The organism is Streptomyces sp. NPDC033165, from assembly GCF_055577965.1.
On record NZ_JBVIPK010000025.1, the window covers coordinates 1 to 17,207 of the forward strand.

Annotated in this window: 13 protein-coding genes; 6 read left to right on the forward strand and 7 right to left on the reverse strand. The window is 71.6% G+C overall.

Translation table 11 applies throughout. From position 1 onward, the window contains the following. Window positions 1-463: 463 nt before the first annotated feature. Window positions 464-1,141 (forward strand): transglycosylase SLT domain-containing protein, encoded by a 678-nt coding sequence (locus tag ACZ5WC_RS32240; RefSeq protein ID WP_468544146.1) that lies wholly within the window; start codon window positions 464-466, stop codon window positions 1,139-1,141. Window positions 1,142-1,292: 151 nt separating this feature from the next. Continuing rightward, the gene (locus ACZ5WC_RS32245; protein WP_468544147.1) at window positions 1,293-3,506 is read left to right on the forward strand and encodes a terpene synthase family protein; all 2,214 of its coding nucleotides are present in this window, start codon (window positions 1,293-1,295) and stop codon (window positions 3,504-3,506) included. Window positions 3,507-3,608: 102 nt separating this feature from the next. Here the strand turns inward: ACZ5WC_RS32245 and ACZ5WC_RS32250 are convergent, their stop codons facing one another. From ACZ5WC_RS32250 to ACZ5WC_RS32270, 5 genes are all read right to left on the reverse strand, one after another. Further along, the gene (locus tag ACZ5WC_RS32250; RefSeq protein ID WP_096630517.1) at window positions 3,609-4,109 is read right to left on the reverse strand and encodes a hypothetical protein; all 501 of its coding nucleotides are present in this window, start codon (window positions 4,107-4,109) and stop codon (window positions 3,609-3,611) included. Window positions 4,110-4,243: 134 nt separating this feature from the next. After that, window positions 4,244-5,410: a thiolase domain-containing protein gene (locus ACZ5WC_RS32255; RefSeq protein WP_468544148.1), complete on the reverse strand. Its 1,167-nt coding sequence runs from the start codon at window positions 5,408-5,410 to the stop codon at window positions 4,244-4,246. After that, window positions 5,403-6,455, reverse strand: coding sequence for a thiolase domain-containing protein (locus ACZ5WC_RS32260; protein WP_468544149.1), 1,053 nt, complete (start codon window positions 6,453-6,455; stop codon window positions 5,403-5,405). The genes ACZ5WC_RS32255 and ACZ5WC_RS32260 overlap by 8 nt, the downstream gene beginning before the upstream one ends. Beyond that, window positions 6,456-7,412: a Zn-ribbon domain-containing OB-fold protein gene (locus ACZ5WC_RS32265; RefSeq protein ID WP_468544150.1), complete on the reverse strand. Its 957-nt coding sequence runs from the start codon at window positions 7,410-7,412 to the stop codon at window positions 6,456-6,458. It abuts the gene before it with no gap. A 25-nt stretch (window positions 7,413-7,437) separates the two neighbouring features. Beyond that, window positions 7,438-8,238 carry a crotonase/enoyl-CoA hydratase family protein gene (locus ACZ5WC_RS32270; protein ID WP_468544151.1) on the reverse strand — a complete coding sequence of 267 codons (801 nt, stop codon included), beginning with the start codon at window positions 8,236-8,238 and terminating at the stop codon, window positions 7,438-7,440. Window positions 8,239-8,405: 167 nt separating this feature from the next. Here ACZ5WC_RS32270 and ACZ5WC_RS32275 point away from each other — a divergent pair, with 167 nt between their 5' ends. Then, complete coding sequence (locus tag ACZ5WC_RS32275; protein WP_468544152.1) at window positions 8,406-10,019, forward strand: acyl-CoA synthetase; 1,614 nt, start codon at window positions 8,406-8,408, stop codon at window positions 10,017-10,019. A 240-nt stretch (window positions 10,020-10,259) separates the two neighbouring features. Here ACZ5WC_RS32275 and ACZ5WC_RS32280 read toward each other — a convergent pair whose 3' ends face one another. After that, on the reverse strand, window positions 10,260-11,783 hold the full coding sequence (locus ACZ5WC_RS32280; RefSeq protein WP_468544153.1) for an alpha/beta fold hydrolase: 1,524 nt from the start codon (window positions 11,781-11,783) through the stop codon (window positions 10,260-10,262). A gap of 168 nt (window positions 11,784-11,951) precedes the next feature. Here ACZ5WC_RS32280 and paaK point away from each other — a divergent pair, with 168 nt between their 5' ends. Next, window positions 11,952-13,247 (forward strand): phenylacetate--CoA ligase PaaK, encoded by a 1,296-nt coding sequence (gene paaK, locus ACZ5WC_RS32285; protein ID WP_468544154.1) that lies wholly within the window; start codon window positions 11,952-11,954, stop codon window positions 13,245-13,247. A 309-nt stretch (window positions 13,248-13,556) separates the two neighbouring features. Here the strand turns inward: paaK and ACZ5WC_RS32290 are convergent, their stop codons facing one another. Continuing rightward, complete coding sequence (locus tag ACZ5WC_RS32290; RefSeq protein WP_468544155.1) at window positions 13,557-15,056, reverse strand: acyl-CoA synthetase; 1,500 nt, start codon at window positions 15,054-15,056, stop codon at window positions 13,557-13,559. 879 nt (window positions 15,057-15,935) lie between these two features. On the opposite strand from ACZ5WC_RS32290, the gene melC1 reads away from it, so the two are divergent. Together melC1 and melC2 are read left to right on the forward strand one after the other, a co-directional pair. Further along, entirely contained in the window at window positions 15,936-16,319 is a 384-nt protein-coding gene (gene melC1 / locus ACZ5WC_RS32295) for an apotyrosinase chaperone MelC1 (protein WP_468544156.1), read from the forward strand. 16 nt (window positions 16,320-16,335) lie between these two features. Continuing rightward, window positions 16,336-17,163, forward strand: a complete 828-nt coding sequence (gene melC2, locus ACZ5WC_RS32300) for a tyrosinase MelC2 (RefSeq protein ID WP_468544157.1) — start codon at window positions 16,336-16,338, stop codon at window positions 17,161-17,163. The last annotated feature ends 44 nt before the right edge of the window (window positions 17,164-17,207 follow it).

The window sequence follows — 17,207 nt, forward strand, 5'->3', positions numbered from 1 at the left end:
AAGGAGGAGGGGCGTGCGACGAAAAAAAAGAGACCACAGCCACAACAAGGACACAACACACCCCCCCCCCCCCCCCCCCCCCCCCCCCCCCCCCCCCCCCCCCCCCCGCTGTTCTGTGTGCCGATCCGGCGTGACCGCGTGCTGACGCAGAGCTGTCCCGGGGGCCTCCACGGGTGAGGCACGCCACGAGACCCACGTCACCTACGACCTCCGTTAGTGGATGCCGTCGATCCCGTACGGCGTAACCAACCGCCCAAATGGCTCATAAATTGGTGTTCCACGACGAAGAGTAGTAATGGCGGTCATTGCATCCCGTATCGGGCACCGCTAACCATGGATTCCGGCAAGCACCGAGTACGAGCCAGCGACGAGCGCCCACCGGCGGCCGCGGCCGAACAGCTCGGACCCTGCCGACGCGGCGCGAAGGCCGCGAAGCCCGTCCCCCATCAGGAAGAGCTCACGCATGCCCCGCATCTCCACCCTGCGCATCACCCGTACGCACAAGCTCGCCACCGCCGCGCTCGTCGCGGCCGGTTCCGTCTCCGCCATAGCCGCCACGAGCGCCCAGGGCGACACGCCGCCCACCGCGGCCCGCTCCTCCGTCGCCGTCGAGCCGGTCGCCGCCGCGGGCATCCCCACGGCGAAGGATGCCGCGGAGAAGAAGGCCGCTCAGGAGACCGCCGCCAAGAAGGAAGCCGCCGCCAAGAAGGCCGTGGCCGACCGCAAGGCCTCCGCGGAGAAGGCCGCCGCGAAGGAGCGCTCCGAGAAGCAGGCCGCCAACCGCTCCACCGAGCGCAAGGCCGCCACGCCGAAGAAGTACGCGAACAACCTCGACGGCTGGATCCGCGAGTCGCTCGACATCATGAAGAAGAAGAACATCCCCGGCTCCTACGAGGGGCTGCACCGCAACATCATGCGCGAGTCCAGCGGCAACCCGAACGCCGTCAACGACTGGGACATCAACGCGCAGAACGGCATTCCCTCCAAGGGCCTGCTCCAGGTGATCCAGCCCACCTTCGACGCCTACCACGTCAAGGGCACCCCGAAGAAGCTCACCGACCCGGTCGCCAACATCACCGCCGCCGCGAACTACGCCGCGGACCGTTACGGCTCGATCGACAACGTCGACTCCGCCTACTGAGCGACCGACTTCCGAGCACGCACAGGCCACGCCGCGATTATGTGACTAATCGCCGTCGTGCGTGCTCCGTATGGCCGAAGGGTAGTGCTGCGCGGACACCACCGGTCCGCGCGTGTCCGCGCGCGGAGGCTTCTGGAAAGGCCTGACGCACATGGCACAGCCCTTCTCACTGCCGGACTTCTATGTTCCGTATCCGGCACGGCTCAACCCCCATGTGGAGGCGGCACGCGCGCACACCCGCGAGTGGGCCCGCTCCATGGGGATGCTGGAGGGGTCCGGCATCTGGGAGGAGAAGGACCTGGAGGCGCACGACTACGCCCTCCTGTGCGCCTACACCCACCCCGACTGCTCGGCCGAGGCCCTGTCCCTGGTCACCGACTGGTATGTGTGGGTCTTCTTCTTCGACGACCACTTCCTGGAGCTGTTCAAGCGCACGCCCGACCGGGAGGGCGGCAAGCGGCATCTGGACCGGCTGCCCGCCTTCATGCCGATGGAACGGGGCGCGGCGACGCCGGACCCGGAGAACCCCGTCGAGGCGGGGCTCGCGGATCTGTGGGCCCGGACGGTCCCGGCGATGTCGGACGCCTGGCGGGCCCGGTTCGCGGAGGCGACGGAGAACCTCCTCAACGAGTCCCTGTGGGAGCTCGCCAACATCCACGAGGGACGCATCGCGAACCCCGTCGAGTACATCGAGATGCGCCGCAAGGTGGGCGGTGCGCCCTGGTCCGCCGGTCTGGTGGAGTACGCGGCGAACGCCGAGGTGCCCGCGTCGGTCGCCGACGCCCGCCCGCTGCGGGTGCTGCGGGACGCCTTCTCCGACGGGGTGCACCTGCGCAACGACCTCTTCTCCTACCAGCGTGAGGTGGAGGACGAGGGGGAGAACAGCAACGGCGTGCTGGTGCTGGAGAAGTTCCTCGGCTGCTCGACGCAGGAGGCCGCCGAGGCCGTCAACGACCTGCTGACCTCACGGCTCCAGCAGTTCGAGAACACCGCGCTGACCGAGCTCGGCCCGCTCTGCGCCGAGAAGGGCCTGGACCCGGCGCAGGCCGCCGCCGTGCTGGCGTACGTCAAGGGGCTCCAGGACTGGCAGTCCGGCGGCCACGAATGGCACATGCGCTCCAGCCGCTACATGAACGGCGGCGGCGCGGGTGAGGCCGTGGCCGGCTTCGGCATGTCCGCCGCCTCCATCCGGTTCACGCTCCGCTCGGAGACCGCCCGGGCCCGCAGCCACAGCCATGTGCCGTACCAGCACGTGGGGCCCTCGCTGCTGCCGGACTTCGACCTGCCGTTCGGGACGACGCTGAGCCCGCATCTGGAGGGGGCCCGGGTCCGGGTCGTCGACTGGGCACGGCGGATGGGCATCCTGGAGGCCCAGCCGGGCGTGCCGGGTTCGCACATCTGGGACGAGCGGCGGATCATCGCGATCGACCTGCCGCTGTGCGCGGCGGGCCTGCATCCGGACGCGACCCCGGACGAGCTGGACCTGTCCTCGGCGTGGCTGGCCTGGGGGACGTACGGGGACGACTGGTTCCCGGTCGTGCACGGGCGGGCCCGGGACCTGGCGGGCGCCCGCCTGGCCAACGAACGGCTGTCGCTGTTCATGCCGCTGGACGGCGAGGGGACGCCGGAGCCGGTGAACGCCCTGGAGCGGAGTCTGGGCGACCTGTGGCGCAGGACGGCCGCTCCGATGGACGAGGGCGGACGGCGCACTTTCCGGACCGCGATCGAGTCGATGACCGAGAGCTGGCTGTGGGAGCTGGCGAACCAGGCGCAGAACCGTATCCCCGATCCGGTGGACTACGTGGAGATGCGGCGGGCGACGTTCGGTTCGGACCTCACGATGAGCCTGTGCCGGCTCGGGCACGGCAGGAAGGTCCCCGACGAGGTCTACCGCAGCGGTCCGATGCGTTCCCTGGAGAACGCGGCGGCGGACTACGCGTGTCTGATGAACGACCTGTTCTCGTACCAGAAGGAGATCGAGTATGAGGGAGAGGTGCACAACGGCGTCCTGGTCGTGCAGAACTTCTTCGGCGTCGACTATCCGACGGGCGTGGCGATCGTGCACGACCTGATGAACTCGCGGCTGCGGCAGTTCCTGCATGTCGCCGAGGTCGAACTCCCGGTGCTGTACGACGACTTCGGCCTGGACGCCGAGGCGCGGGAGATCCTGGCGGGCTATGTGCAGGAGCTCAAGCACTGGATCGCGGGAATCCTGATCTGGCACCGGGGCTGCCGCCGCTACCGCGAGGAGGACCTGCGGCAGGGCCACGCCGCCCCCTGGCATCTGAGCGGTCCCACGGGGCTCGGCACTTCGGCGGCGCAGGTGACCCGGATGATGACCCAACTGGCGGGCAGCCCGGCGTAGTTCAGGGTCCGTGGCCGGCCGCGCGAGGAGCGCGGCGGGCCACGGAGCGCGGGGCACGGAAAAGGCCGCCCGGCATATGCGGGCGGCCTATGGAGATACGTTTCAGCCTTGCTGGAACAGCTCTGCGGGCAGGGGCTTGAGCAGGGTGTAGAGGTCGTCGGTGATCGGCCGGTCCCAGCTGGCGATGGTCACGAGGACACCGTCGCTCCGGTCGAACTGGACGCAGGCGATCCGGCTCTCCGAGAGCTTGATGCGGCGGACGATCAGCAGGTTGTCCCCCTGCATCACCGGAACGTCCTCGGAGCTGACGACCTCGATCGGCTCGTCGTTCTCCAGGGCGAGCAGCAGCTGCGCCACCTCGAAGGGGACCTGCCCCTCCTCGGTCTCCCGGGCGGGCGAACCGGCCGGGAGGTTGCCGATGATCATGGCCGGGCCGCGGCCGCCGTACAGGTCGTACCGGAGGAAGACGCCCTGGCAGCTGCCGTCGGGGGCGGGGAGCAGACCGGCGCCGAGGTTGCCGGGCCAGTCCCCCGGGTCCATGGCCAGGACGTCGAAGTCCGGGCCCGCGGGTGTTGCGGCGCTACGGCGGCGGAGGAAGGACATGCTGCCATGTTACGTGGACCGGCTCACGTCGCGGAGCCGGGCCCGGGCGGATCGCGCCCGGCTCGGCGGTGCCGGCAGCCGGCGGGGTGCCGGTGCCCTCCGGTGCGGCGCGCGCCCTGGGCGCCGCCCCTTGTTCAGCCTGCGGGCGGCTCGGCTCCCACCAGCCACATGGCGAAGAACTGGGCCCCTCCGCCGTAGGCGTGGCCGAGCGCCCTGGCGGCCCCTTCGACCTGGTGGTCCCCGGCCGCGCCCCGGACCTGGAGGGCCGCCTCGGCGAAGCGGATCATGCCGGACGCGCCGATGGGGTTGGTGGAGAGCACCCCGCCCGAGGGGTTCACCGGGAGGTCGCCGTCGATCTCGGTGACGCCCGCCTCGGTGAGCTTCCAGCCCTCGCCCTCGTCGGCGAAGCCGAGGTTCTCCAGCCACATCGGCTCGTACCAGGAGAACGGCACGTACATCTCGACGGCGTCGATCTCCCGGCGCGGGTCAGTGATCCCGGCCTGCCGGTAGACGTCGGCGGCGCAGTCCTTGCCCGCCTGCGGGGAGACGAAGTCCTTCCCCGCGAACAGGGTGGGTTCGCTGCGCATCGCTCCGCCGTGCACCCAGGCGGGCGGATGCGGGGAGCGGGCCGCGCCTGCGCGGTCGGTGAGGATCATCGCGCACGCCCCGTCGGAGGAGGGGCAGGTCTCGGAGTAGCGGACCGGGTCCCAGAGCATGGGCGAGGACTGGACCTTCTCCAGGGTGATGTCGTGGTCGTGGATGTGCGCGTAGGGGTTCTTGAGGGCGTTGCGGCGGTCCTTGTACGCGACGAGGGAGCCGACGGTGGCGGGGGCGCCGGTGCGGCGCATGTACGCGCGCACGTGCGGGGCGAAGAAGCCGCCCGCCCCGGCCAGCAGCGGCTGCTGGAAGGGCACGGGCAGGGAGAGGCCCCACATGGCGTTGGACTCGGACTGCTTCTCGAAGGCGAGGGTGAGGACGGTGCGGTGGACGCGGGCGGCGACGAGGCCCGCGGCGACCAGGGCGGTGGAGCCGCCGACCGAGCCCGCGGTGTGGACCCGGAGCATGGGTTTGCCGACCGCTCCGAGCGCGTCGGCGAGGTAGAGCTCCGGCATCATGACGCCCTCGAAGAAGTCGGGGGCCTTGCCGATCACGACGGCGTCGATGTCGCTCCAGGCCAGCCCGGCGTCCTCCAGGGCCCGGACGGCGGCCTCGCGGACGAGTCCGGCGATGGAGACGTCCTGCCGGGCGGCGACGTGTTTGGTCTGGCCGATGCCGACGACGGCCACGGGCTCCTTAGGCATCAGCGCTCTCCCCTTCCAGGACGGCGACCAGGTTCTGTTGCAGGCAGGGGCCTGAGGTGGCGTGGGCGAGCGCCCGGTCGGACTGGCCCCGGTGGATGCGGGCGGCGGCCTCTCCGAGCCGGATGAGGCCCGCGGCCATGATCGGGTTGGCGGCGAGCGCACCGCCGGACGGGTTGACGGCGACGTCGTCGCCGAGCCCGAGGACGCCTCGCAGGACGACCTCCTGCGAGGTGAACGGGGCGTGCAGCTCGGCCGTGTCGACGGGCCGCTCGAAGGCTCCGGCGTGCTGGGCTGCGAGCCGCGTGGAGGGGCTGTCGGTCAGGTCGCGGACGCCCAGGCTGTGGGCCTCGATGCGGTGGTCGATGCCCCGGATCCAGGCGGGCCGTCCGCACAGGGCGCGGGCGGTGTCGCCGGCGGCGAGGATCACGGCGGCGGCGCCGTCGCCGATGGGCGGGCAGTCGCCGGTGCGCAGGGGCCGCACCAGGTGGTCGCCCGCGGGGACGTCGCCGGTGAGCTGGGCGTACGGGTTGTCGGCGGCGGCGGAGCGGTTGCGGGCGGCGACCTCGGCGAGGGCGGGTTCGTCGGTGGCTCCGGCGTCGATGAGGGCCTGCGCCTGGAGGGCGGCGAGCGCGACGGAGTCCGGCCAGAGCGGGGCCACGTAGTACGGGTCGAGCTGGCGGGTGAGGACGTCGCGGACCTGGCCGGGCGAGGACTTGCCGTAGGCGTAGACGAGGGCCGTGTCCGCCTCGCCGGTCATGATCTTCACCCAGGCCTCGTACAGCGCCCAGGCCCCGTCCATCTCGACATGGGACTCGGAGATGGGCGGGTGGGCGCCGACGCCGTCGAGCGCCATGGTGAAGGAGAAGGCCCGCCCCGCGAGGTAGTCGGCCGAGCCGGAGCAGGTGAATCCGATCTCGTTGGCCTTGAGGTTGGTCGCGCCCAGCACCTCGTGGAGGACGGGCATCAGCAGGTCGACCTCGGAGAGCTCGTCGGTGCGCCGCCGGTGCGCGCTCTGGGCGAAGGCGACGATCGCCACGTCTCGCATCTACACCAGCTCCTTGTACGTCTCGTAGTCGGCGTCGGGCTCGCCGGTGGGCCGGTAGTGGTCGGGGTGGTGGGGCCCCCCACCAGCACCGCTCCAGACGGGCTCGACACGCAGCCCCATGCGCACCTGGTCGTAGGGGATTCCGGCGATGCGTCCGTGCAGGGCGAGGTCGGCGCCGTCGAGGGCGATGTGGGCGTAGACGTAGGGGACTTCGATGTCCAGGTTCTTCGCTTTGATGTTGACGATGCAGAAGGTGGTGACGGTCCCGCGCGGGCCGACCTCGACCTGCTCGGCGGTGGCGACCCCGCAGGTGGGGCAGGCGCCGCGCGGCGGGACGTAGACCTTGCGGCAGGCGGGGCAGCGTTCGCCGACGGTGCGGTGTCCTTCGAGGGCCTTCAGGTAAGCGCTCTGGGCGCGGCCGGGGGTGTGGACGTAGTCGAGGCGGGCAGGGGCGACGATACGGGTGACGGGGTCGGTGAACTCCCCGGTGTGCGGAGCGGGTTCGGCCGGGCCGGGCTCGCCCTCGTACGGTTCGAAGCAGGCGATGTCGGTGATGGCGCCGGTGCGCGTCGCGGCCCAGCGGATACGGACGCGCATGCCGGTGTGCACGGCGTCCGGACCGGGCGCGTCGAGGGCGTGCAGGAGCGCGGTTCCGGCCCCGTCGAGGCGGACGAGCACCCAGGCGAACGGGGTGTCCAGCGGCTGGCCGCGGCGCGGGGACGGGTTCCAGGCCCAGGTGGTGACGGTGCCGGTGGGGGCGACCTCCACGAGCTCGCGCAGTTCGCCCGCGGTGGCGGGGTCGTATTCGACGGGCGGCACGAGGACCGTGCCGCCCTCCGTGCGGACGCCGAGGACGGTACGTTCGCGCAGTCCGGTCAGGAAGGCGCTCTGGACGGGGCCGAGGGAGCGGGTGAAGGGGAATTCGACCACCAGCGGGGCGCTGAGGACATCGGTCATGACTCTCTCCGTAGGCTGGGGGGGGTCAGGCGCGCCGGTAGACGGGCGGGCGCTTCTCCGCGAAGGCCCGGGCGCCCTCCTTGGCGTCCTCGGTGGCGAACACGGGCCATCCGCGCTTGAGTTCGGCGGCCAAGGCCTCGCTCTCGGACAGCTCGGCGCCCTCGTGGACGGAGGCCTTGACGGCCTCGACGGCGAGCGGCCCGCAGGCGTTGACCCGCTCGGCGACGGCGAGGGCCTCGTCCAGGGCGGTGCCCTCGGGGACGACCCTGCCTATGAGCCCGATGGCGGCGGCCTCCTCGGCGGTGTACGAGCGGCCGGTGAGGAGCATTTCGAGGGCGTGGGTGCGGGGGATCTGGCGGGGCAGCCGGACGGTGGAGCCCCCGATGGGGAAGAGGCCGCGGCGGACCTCGAAGAGCCCGAAGGCGGCACCCGCCCCGGCGATGCGGATGTCGGTGCCCTGGAGGATCTCCGTGCCGCCCGCGACACAGGGCCCCTCGACGGCGGCGATCACCGGCTTGCGGGGGCGGTGGTGGCGCAGCATCGCCTTCCAGTGGAGGTCCGGGTCGGCGGTCATCCGCTCCCGGTACTCCCCGCCCTCCATCCCGCCGTCCGCGAGTGCCTTGAGGTCCATGCCCGCGCAGAACGCGCCGCCCGCGCCGGTGAGGACGACGGAGCGGACGCTGTCGTCCTCGTCGGCCTCGATCCAGCCGTCGTACAGGCCGACGAGCATCGGCAGCGAGAGAGCGTTCCTGGCCTGTGGTCTGTTCAAGGTGAGCACCAGCGTGGCGCCTTCGCGCCGCACGGTGAGGTGTTCCGTACCGCCCATGACCGACTCCTGTTCTCCAGACCTGGAACAGGTTGCAGTAGCCGGGGACGCAGTTCAATAGTTTTCTGACAGACAGTCAGATTCTTTCGACGCCACCCCTTCCCACTTGTGCCGTCCGGCGCTCTAATGACGGCCGAGTCGCCAGCCATCCGGGGTCAGGAGGAACGGTGGAGTTCAACCTTGCCGACCTGTTCGAGTCGGTCGTCGACGCGGTCCCCGACCGCGAGGCGCTCCTGTACGTCGACCATCCCGGTACGGGCGCCGAGCGGCGGCTGACCTACGCGGAGCTGGACGCCGGCGCCAACCGGATGGCCCACTACCTCATCGACGCGGGAATCCGCCCGGGCGAGCACCTGGGGCTGCACCTCTACAACGGGGTGGAGTACCTCCAGACGGTCCTGGGCGCGTTGAAGGCCCGGATCGTGCCGGTGAACGTCAACTACCGCTATGTGGAGGAGGAACTGGTCTACCTCTACCGGGACGCGGATCTCACGGCGCTCGTCTTCGACGGCGAATTCGACGAGCGGGTCGCGACGGCCGCCCCGCAGGCCCCGGCGCTGCGCCGGCTGGTCCGGGTGGGGCCCGCCGCCGCACCCGAAGGCCTCGCGACCGTCCCCTTCACCGAGGCCGAGGCCTCCGGATCGCCCCTGCGGGGCTTCGCACCGCGCTCCGCGGACGACCAGTTCATCATCTACACCGGCGGCACGACGGGCATGCCCAAGGGTGTGATGTGGCGTCAGGAGGACCTCTTCTTCTCGGGACTCGGCGGCGGAGCGCCGACCGGTGACCCGGTGAAGAGTCCGCAGGAGCTGGCCGAGCGGGTCGCGGCGGGCGGCGACGGCATCACCTTCTTCCCCACCCCGCCGCTGATGCACGGCACCTCCACCCTGACCGCGTTCATCGGCTTCAACTTCGGCCAACGGGTCGTCATCCACCGCAAGTTCGTCCCCGAAGAGGTACTGCGGACGATCGAGAAGGAGAAGGTCACCAGTGTGTCGCTGGTCGGCGACGCGATGCTGCGTCCGCTGATCGACTGCCTGAACGGGCCGCTCGCCGGGACGGACTGCTCCTCGCTGTTCTCCGTCTCCAGCTCCGGGGCGATCATGTCGGACTCGGTGCGGGCGGAGTTCCAGGCGCTCGTGCCGACGGTGATGCTGCTGAACAACTTCGGCTCCTCCGAGTCCGGCTTCAACGGCACGGCGACCGCCGACTCGGGCCCCGAGAAGGGCTTCCGGGTCCAGGTCAACGCCCGTACGGCCGTGGTCGATCCGGTGACGTACGAGCCGGTGGCGCCCGGCGAGCCGGGCCGCATCGCCCAGCGGGGCCACGTCCCGCTCGGCTACTACAACGACGCGGCCAAGACCGCCGACACCTTCTTCCGCAGAGGTGAGGAGCGGTGGGTGCTGCTGGGCGACATGGCGACCGTGGACGCGGACGGCATCGTCACCGTGCTCGGCCGGGGCTCGCAGTGCATCAACACCGGCGGGGAGAAGGTCTATCCGGAGGAGGTCGAGCAGGCGCTCAAGTCACATCCGGACGTGTACGACGCGCTGGTCGCGGGCGTCCCCGACGAGCGCTGGGGCAGCCGGGTCGCCGCCGTCGTCCAACTGTGCGATGGGGCACAGGCGTTGGACCTCGACGCGCTCCAGTCACACTGCCGGTCCCGGCTCGCCGGATACAAGATCCCGCGCGTGCTGGTCCTCACCGACGAGATCCGGCGCTCCCCCAGCGGCAAGGCGGACTACCGGTGGGCGAAGGCGGTGGCGGCGGCCGGGGGCTGAACCGGGTGCGCCGCCGTTGCCCGCCAGTTGGTCGGGCCGGCGCCCGTCGAGGGCGTTCACCACGAACTCGCACGCCGAGGCGGCCGGCCCGCCGGGGCGGAACAGGACGGTCGGCGTCGGGGCCGGTCTCCGGACGCAGCGGTTCGACCGCGACATCGGGACCCGCTTCCGGCCGCCGGGCATGTGCGACGTGCGGGCGACGCGTACCGCCTGGTGCCGGTGGCACCGGAGCGCTGACGGTCACGCCAGGCCGAACGACCTGATCGCCGCGAGGAAGGCGTCCGGCCGGGTCGTGTGGATCAGGTGGCCCGCATCGATGGTGACGAACGCGGCGCCGGGGATGGCGTCGGCCGTCCGGGCGAGCTGGTCCTGGTCGATGTGGCTGGTGGGGCCTCCGCCGATGACGAGGGTGCGCGCGGTGATCTTCCCGAGCCGTTCGCGGGCCTCGGGGTCGGGGGCGTTCAGCTGGGCGTCGGTGTCCGGGACGACGGGCCAGTCGAAGTCGAGCTCGCCCGCCGGGCGGACGGACGGCGGCCGGGGCGGGTCGAGCGGGAGGAGGGGCGGGGCGTCCTCGATGACCAGCCGCCCGACCAGGGCCGGTTCCCGCTGGGCCAGGAGGCAGGCGGCCACCCCGCCCATGGAGTGCCCGACGACGGTCGCGCCCGCCAGGTTGCGTGCCTCCAGGAACGCGTGGAGGTCGTCGCGGAACAGCTCGAACGCATAGCGGCCGGGCCAGTCGCTGAGCCCGTGGCCCCGGAAGTCGGGGGCGTACACCCGGTGGTCGGCGGCCAGGTCCTCCGCGATCCGGGTCCAGGTCCCGCTGTTCCCGCCCCGGCCGTGGAGCAGGACGACCGGCGGGGCCCCGGGGTCACCCCACACCCGGTACGCGAGCCGGGTCCCGCCCGCCTGGACGCTGTGGACGTCCGGGTCGAGGAAGGCCGCGACCGCACGGGCGAAGCCACCCGGGTCGTCCAGCCAAGGGAAGTGGCCCGCGCCGCGCTGGACGACGAACTCGGCGTGCGGGAAGAGCGCGGCGAGCTCCGTCGCCCGGTCCGGGCTGGGGTGGCCGTCCAGCTCTCCGGCCAGGACCAGCACCGGCACCGCCAGTTCGCGCAGTGCGGCCGCCGTGCGGGCCGGGTCGAAGGTGCCCGTACCCGCGTAACGGTCACGCGCCTCGGGGTTGGTCTGCCCGGCGGAGGCGGCGGCGTGCGCTCGGGCCGCCTCGTCCCAGCGGCCATAGGTGAGCGGCCGGACCGCGGGCCACAGCTCGGCGAACGGCCCTCCGGCGAGCAGCGCCTCCTGGGCGGCCCGCGCCTGCGGGTACCAGGGCTCGTCGCGGCGCAGTTCCGCGGCCTCGCGCAGGTCCTGGTCGCTCACCTCGATGCCCACGGCCCGGGTGCTGGGCGCGACGAGGGTCAGGGAGCGCAGGCGGTCCGGGTGACGAGCGGCGTACAGCAGGGCCAGGTCGGCGCCCGCGGAGTGCGTCAGCACGTCGATCCGGTCGAGGCCCAGGTGCTCGCGCAGCGCCTCCACATCGTCGACGAGACGGTCGCAGCGGTACGTCGAGGGGTCCCCGGGTACGGCGGAATCACCGGTGCCGCGCAGATCCAGCAGGACGAGCTGTCGCCGGTCCGCGAGCCCGCCGAGGTCCCCGAGATAGGCGCTCGCCCGCATCGGCCCGCCGGGCAGGCAGATCAGCGGCTCCCCCTCCCCCACCAGGTGATAGGCGAGCCGGGTCGTGTCGTGCGCGGTGAAGATCGGCATACCCCCCATCCAAACAGGAACCCGTGCACCGCCGCACCGGACTTCGCGGCGGGCTGATTCGCGGGAGCTCCACGCGCCTCTTGCCAGCGCGCCCGGCCTCCTGAATTACTGCTCCCAGGAAGATCGACCGAATGATCGGTCACCCGCTTCGGGAGAGGAAGGGCCCTGATGACGGCCATGCTGGACGCGGCGGAACGGCTCGGCCGGGACGAGCTGGAGGCCCTGCAACTGGAGCGGCTGAGGACCACGCTGCACCACGCGTACACCAACGTCCCCTTCTACCGTGAGGCGTTCGACCGTGCCGGACTGCGGCCCGAGGACTGCCGTACGCTCGCCGACCTGGCGCGCTTCCCGTTCACCGCGAAGGCCGACCTGCGGGACAACTACCCCTTCGGGATGTTCGCCGTGCCGCAGCGCGATGTCCGCCGCATCCACGCCTCCAGCGGCACGACCGGACGCCCGACCGTCGTCGGGTACACCGAACGGGACCTGGACACCTGGGCCGACGTGGTGGCCCGCTCGATCCGGGCGGCGGGCGGACGCCCCGGCCACAAGGTCCATGTGGCGTACGGATACGGACTGTTCACCGGCGGGCTCGGCGCGCACTACGGGGCGGAGCGGCTCGGCTGCACGGTGATCCCGGCATCCGGCGGCATGACCTCGCGTCAGGTGCGGCTGATCCAGGACTTCCGGCCCGAGATCGTCATGATCACGCCGTCCTACATGCTGACGCTGCTGGACGAGTTCGAGCGGCAGGGCGTCGACCCGCGGACGACCTCCCTCAAGGTCGGGATCTTCGGTGCGGAACCGTGGACGGAGGCGATGCGCCGGGAGATCGAGGAGCGGTTCGCCATCGACGCGGTCGACATATACGGGCTCTCGGAGGTGATCGGCCCGGGTGTGGCTCAGGAGTGCGTGGAGACGAAGGACGGCCTGCACATCTGGGAGGACCACTTCTTCCCGGAGGTCGTGGACCCGTTGACCGGGGATGTGCTGCCGGACGGCGAGGAGGGCGAGTTGGTGTTCACCTCCCTGACCAAGGAGGCGATGCCGGTGGTCCGCTACCGCACCCGGGACCTGACGCGGCTGCTGCCGGGGACGGCCCGGACCTTCCGCCGGATGGAGAAGGTGACCGGCCGCAGCGACGACATGGTGATCCTGCGCGGGGTGAACCTGTTCCCCACCCAGATCGAGGAGATCGTGCTGCGTACACCTGCCGTCGCCCCGCACTTCCAGCTCCGGCTGACCCGGCAGGGGCGGCTCGACGCGCTGACCGTGCGGGCCGAGGCGCGGGGCGACGCGACGGCGGCCGAGCGGGAGACGGCGGCCCTGGCGATCGCGGCGGCGGTGAAGGACGGGATCGGGGTGTCGGTCGGCGTCGAGATCGTGGACCCGGAGTCGCTGGAGCGCTCGGTGGGCAAGATCCGGCGGATCGTGGACCTGCGGGAGCCCGGCACCCGGTGAGCACGGCCCCGGGCAGGCGGGGGCCGTGCTCCGGTTCCGCTCGTCGTGACGGGGCTGGTGGCGGGCAGCCTGGGGGTGCCGCTCGGCGTGGTCCTGCACGGCTGGGTCATGCCCGCGGTGGGCGACAGCGTGGGGCTCCGCCTCCCCGGTTCCGTCATCGATGTCTACCGGGCCGCCGCATTGCTCCCGCTGGCACTGGGCGGCCTGCTCGTCGCCGTCGTCGGTGCGCTCCTGCCCGCAGGCTGGGCCGCCGGGGCCCGGACGGCCACGGCGCTGCGTACCGAATCGGCGGCCGGAGAGGCGGCCGGTTCAGGCCAGCTCGTCCCGCAGTCGCCGCTTGAGGATCTTTCCGCTGGCGTTGCGCGGCAGTGCGTCCACGAACACGACCCGCTTGGGCGCCTTGAAGGCGGTGAGTTTCTCGCGGGCGTGGGCGATGAGTTCGGCCTCGTCCGCCTCGCGTCGCAGGACGACGACGGCGGTGACGGCCTCGATCCAGCGGTCGTCCGGCAGGCCGATGACGGCGGTCTCGGCGACGGCCGGGTGGGTGTAGAGGGCGTCCTCGACCTGGCGGGAGGCGACGAGGACGCCGCCGGAGTTGATGACGTCCTTGACCCGGTCGACGACGGTGAGGAAGCCCTCGGCGTCGCGGACGGCGAGGTCGCCGGAGTGGAACCAGCCGTCGCGGAAGGCTGCCGCCGTCTCCTCGGGCTTGTCCCAGTAGCCGGAGCACAGTTGGGGCGAGCGGTAGACGACCTCGCCAGGGGTGCCGTCCGGGACGTCCTCGCCCTTGTCGTCGACGACCCGGGCCTCGACGAAGAGGACGGGCCTGCCGCAGGACTCCATCCGCCCCTCGTGCTCGTCCGGGCCGAGGACCGTGGCCAGCGGCCCGATCTCGCTCTGGCCGAAGCAGTTGTGGAAGGCCAGGCCCGGCAGTCGTTCGCGCAGCCGCTCCAGGACGGGTACGGGCATGATCGAGGCCCCGTAGAACGCCTTGCGGAGGCCGGTGAGGTCGCGGGCGGTGAACTCCGGGTGGTTGGCGAGGCCGATCCAGACGGTGGGCGGGGCGAACAGGCTGTCGGCCAGGCCCGCTTCGACGAGGTCGAAGATCCGGGTGGCGTCCGGCGCGTCGAGGATGGTGTTCTCCGCGCCCACCGCCAGATACGGCAGCAGGAACACGTGCATCTGAGCGGAGTGGTAGAGCGGCAGGGAGTGCAGGGGCCGGTCGGCGGCGGCGAGGCCGAGGGCGGTGATGGCACTGACGTACGCGTGGACCAGGGCTCCGTGCGTCATCATCGCGCCCTTGGGCAGGGCGGTGGTGCCGGAGGTGTAGAGCAGCTGCACCAGGTCGTCGGAGGCGGGGGCGTGCTCCGGGGTGAAGGGCCGCTCGGTGGCCAGGGCCTCCAGCAGCGAGCCGGGCGCGTCGCGCAGGGTACGTACGGGGCGGCCCGCGGGAACGCGTTCCGCGAGATCCGGGTCGGTGAGGACGAGCGCGGATCCTGACTGGTCCAGAAGGTAGGCCAGGTCGTCGCCGGTGAGGTTCTGGTTGACCGGGACGTGCACGAGCCCGGCCCGGGAGCAGGCGAGGAAGGCGATCAGATAGGCGTCGGAGTTGTGGGCGTAGGCGGCCACCCGGTCGCCGGGGGCGAGTGCGTGCTCCTCGGTGAGGACGGCGGCGGCCGTGGAGACTGCGGCGTCCAGGGAGCGGTAGGTCCAGGCCCGGTCGGCGTACCGCACGGCGCTGCGTGCGGGGGTGCGCCGGGCGCTGCGGGTGAGGACGCCGTCGACTGTGCTGCTGCGTACACCGGTCATGGCGCGATCCTGGGCGGCCGGGGACCCGGGGTCAAGAGGCTGGATACCGACCAGACGGTCGCCGGTCGCCGGACCCCCGGGCTGAGTGGCGCGGGGCTGTCCGGACGGCTGCCCGTCAACCACCTTCGCCACGAGCACCGTTAGGAGGAGGACCCTGACTTCGCCCAACCGTCTGAGACTGCTCGGGGTTGCCGGTCTCGCCCTGTTCACCGTGTCGGCGACGCCGCCTCGGGCCGCCGCTTCCGGGACCGCCGAGACGCGGCGTGCGTCCGGCGGCGCTCTCTCCGCCGTCATCCAGTACACGGAGTACGGCATTCCGCAGTTCGTGGCGAGGGACTGCGCTCGGCTCGGAATCGGCAACCTGCCGGGTCGGCACCACCACGTCACCCTCGTCCCGGCCGCTTACGCCTTCCGCGCCCCGCACGCAGAGATTGAGCCGATCACCAAGAGGGACGGCGTCCGCCTGAGCCTCTGCCGCTCGTCCACGAACTGCGGCGCTCCTCGCGATCCGGACCGGCGCCTGCCCGCCTGTCACAGCGGCATTCCAGCCCGTACCGACATGACGAAGCCCTCGGCGAGACCGGGCGCGCGCATATGTTCCGGACATGTTTCACGTGTGAGGACGCGCACAACTCTCGGCCCTTCACCGGAAATTATTCACGCGATGGGCACATCAGGTGCAAGATTTACGCCGAACGCCCCGCACGCCGCACTGCGCCGCAAGATCAACTTTGTTCAACTCTCCACTACGTGTGCCGACATGTCCGCATCGCGGCCAACCACTTCTTACCAACGCGCCGCTCCCTGTAGGCATGGCCGCAGCGGCCCGCCCGACCTGCGGACCGATCATCGAGCACCGTCACACCTGGGGGAACACCCATGTCCAGAATCACCCGCCGACGCGCACTGGGCGCCTCCGCCGGTGCCCTCGCCGGACTCGCCGTCGCCGGCGTGGCCAGCGCCGCCGCTCCTTCCGACACCCCCAAGCCTCGGGCTACGGCCGCGGAACGAGCCGCCTTCGACGAGGTCTTCCAGGGCCGCCGCATACAGGGAGCCCCCTCCCACCACGGCGGACACCACGGCCACGGCAGCGGCTACCAGGTGCACATCGACGGCGAGGAGCTGCATGTGATGCGCAACGCCGATGGCACCTGGATCAGCGTCGTCAACCACTACGAGACCTTCGCGACCCCGCTCGCCGTGGCCCGCGCCGCTGTCGCCGAGCTTCAGGGCGCCGCACTCGTCCCTCTCGCCCTCGCCTGAACCCGGAGCGCCAGCCATGACCGTACGCAAGAACCAGGCGAACCTCACCGCCACCGAGAAGAAGCGTTTCGTCGACGCCCTGCTGGAGCTCAAGCGCAGCGGCCGCTACGACACGTTCGTCACCACGCACAACGCCTTCATCATGAGCGACACGGACAACGGCGAGCGGGTCGGCCACCGTTCGCCGTCGTTCCTGCCGTGGCACCGCAGATTCCTCATACAGTTCGAGCAGGCACTCCAGTCCGTGGACGCGTCCGTGGCGCTGCCGTACTGGGACTGGGCCGCCGACCGCACCGCCGCGTCCTCGCTCTGGGCGGCCGACTTCCTCGGCGGTACCGGGCGGAGCAGAGACGGCCGGGTGATGACCGGACCCTTCGCGTCGGAAGCGGGTAGATGGCCCATCACCGTACGCGTGGACGGCCGCAGCTATCTCCGCCGGGACCTCGGAGCCGGCGGCCGGCAGCTGCCGACCCGGGCCGAGGTCGACTCGGTGCTCGCCATGAGCACCTACGACACCGCGCCGTGGAACAGCGCGTCGGACGGCTTCCGCAACCATCTTGAGGGCTGGCGCGGCGTCAACCTGCACAACCGGGTCCATGTGTGGGTCGGCGGCCAGATGGCCACCGGAGTCTCGCCCAACGACCCGGTGTTCTGGCTGCACCACGCGTACATCGACAAGCTGTGGACCGACTGGCAGGCGCGCCACCCGAACTCGCCCTATCTCCCTGCCGAGGGCACCGCCGACGTGGTGGATCTGCATGACACCATGCGCCCGTGGAACGACGTGACGCCGGCCGACATGCTCGACCACACCCCGCACTACGCCTACGACACGGCGGCCTGAGCACGCGGGCCGGCGCCGAACCGGGAGCACCGGTTGGACATCGA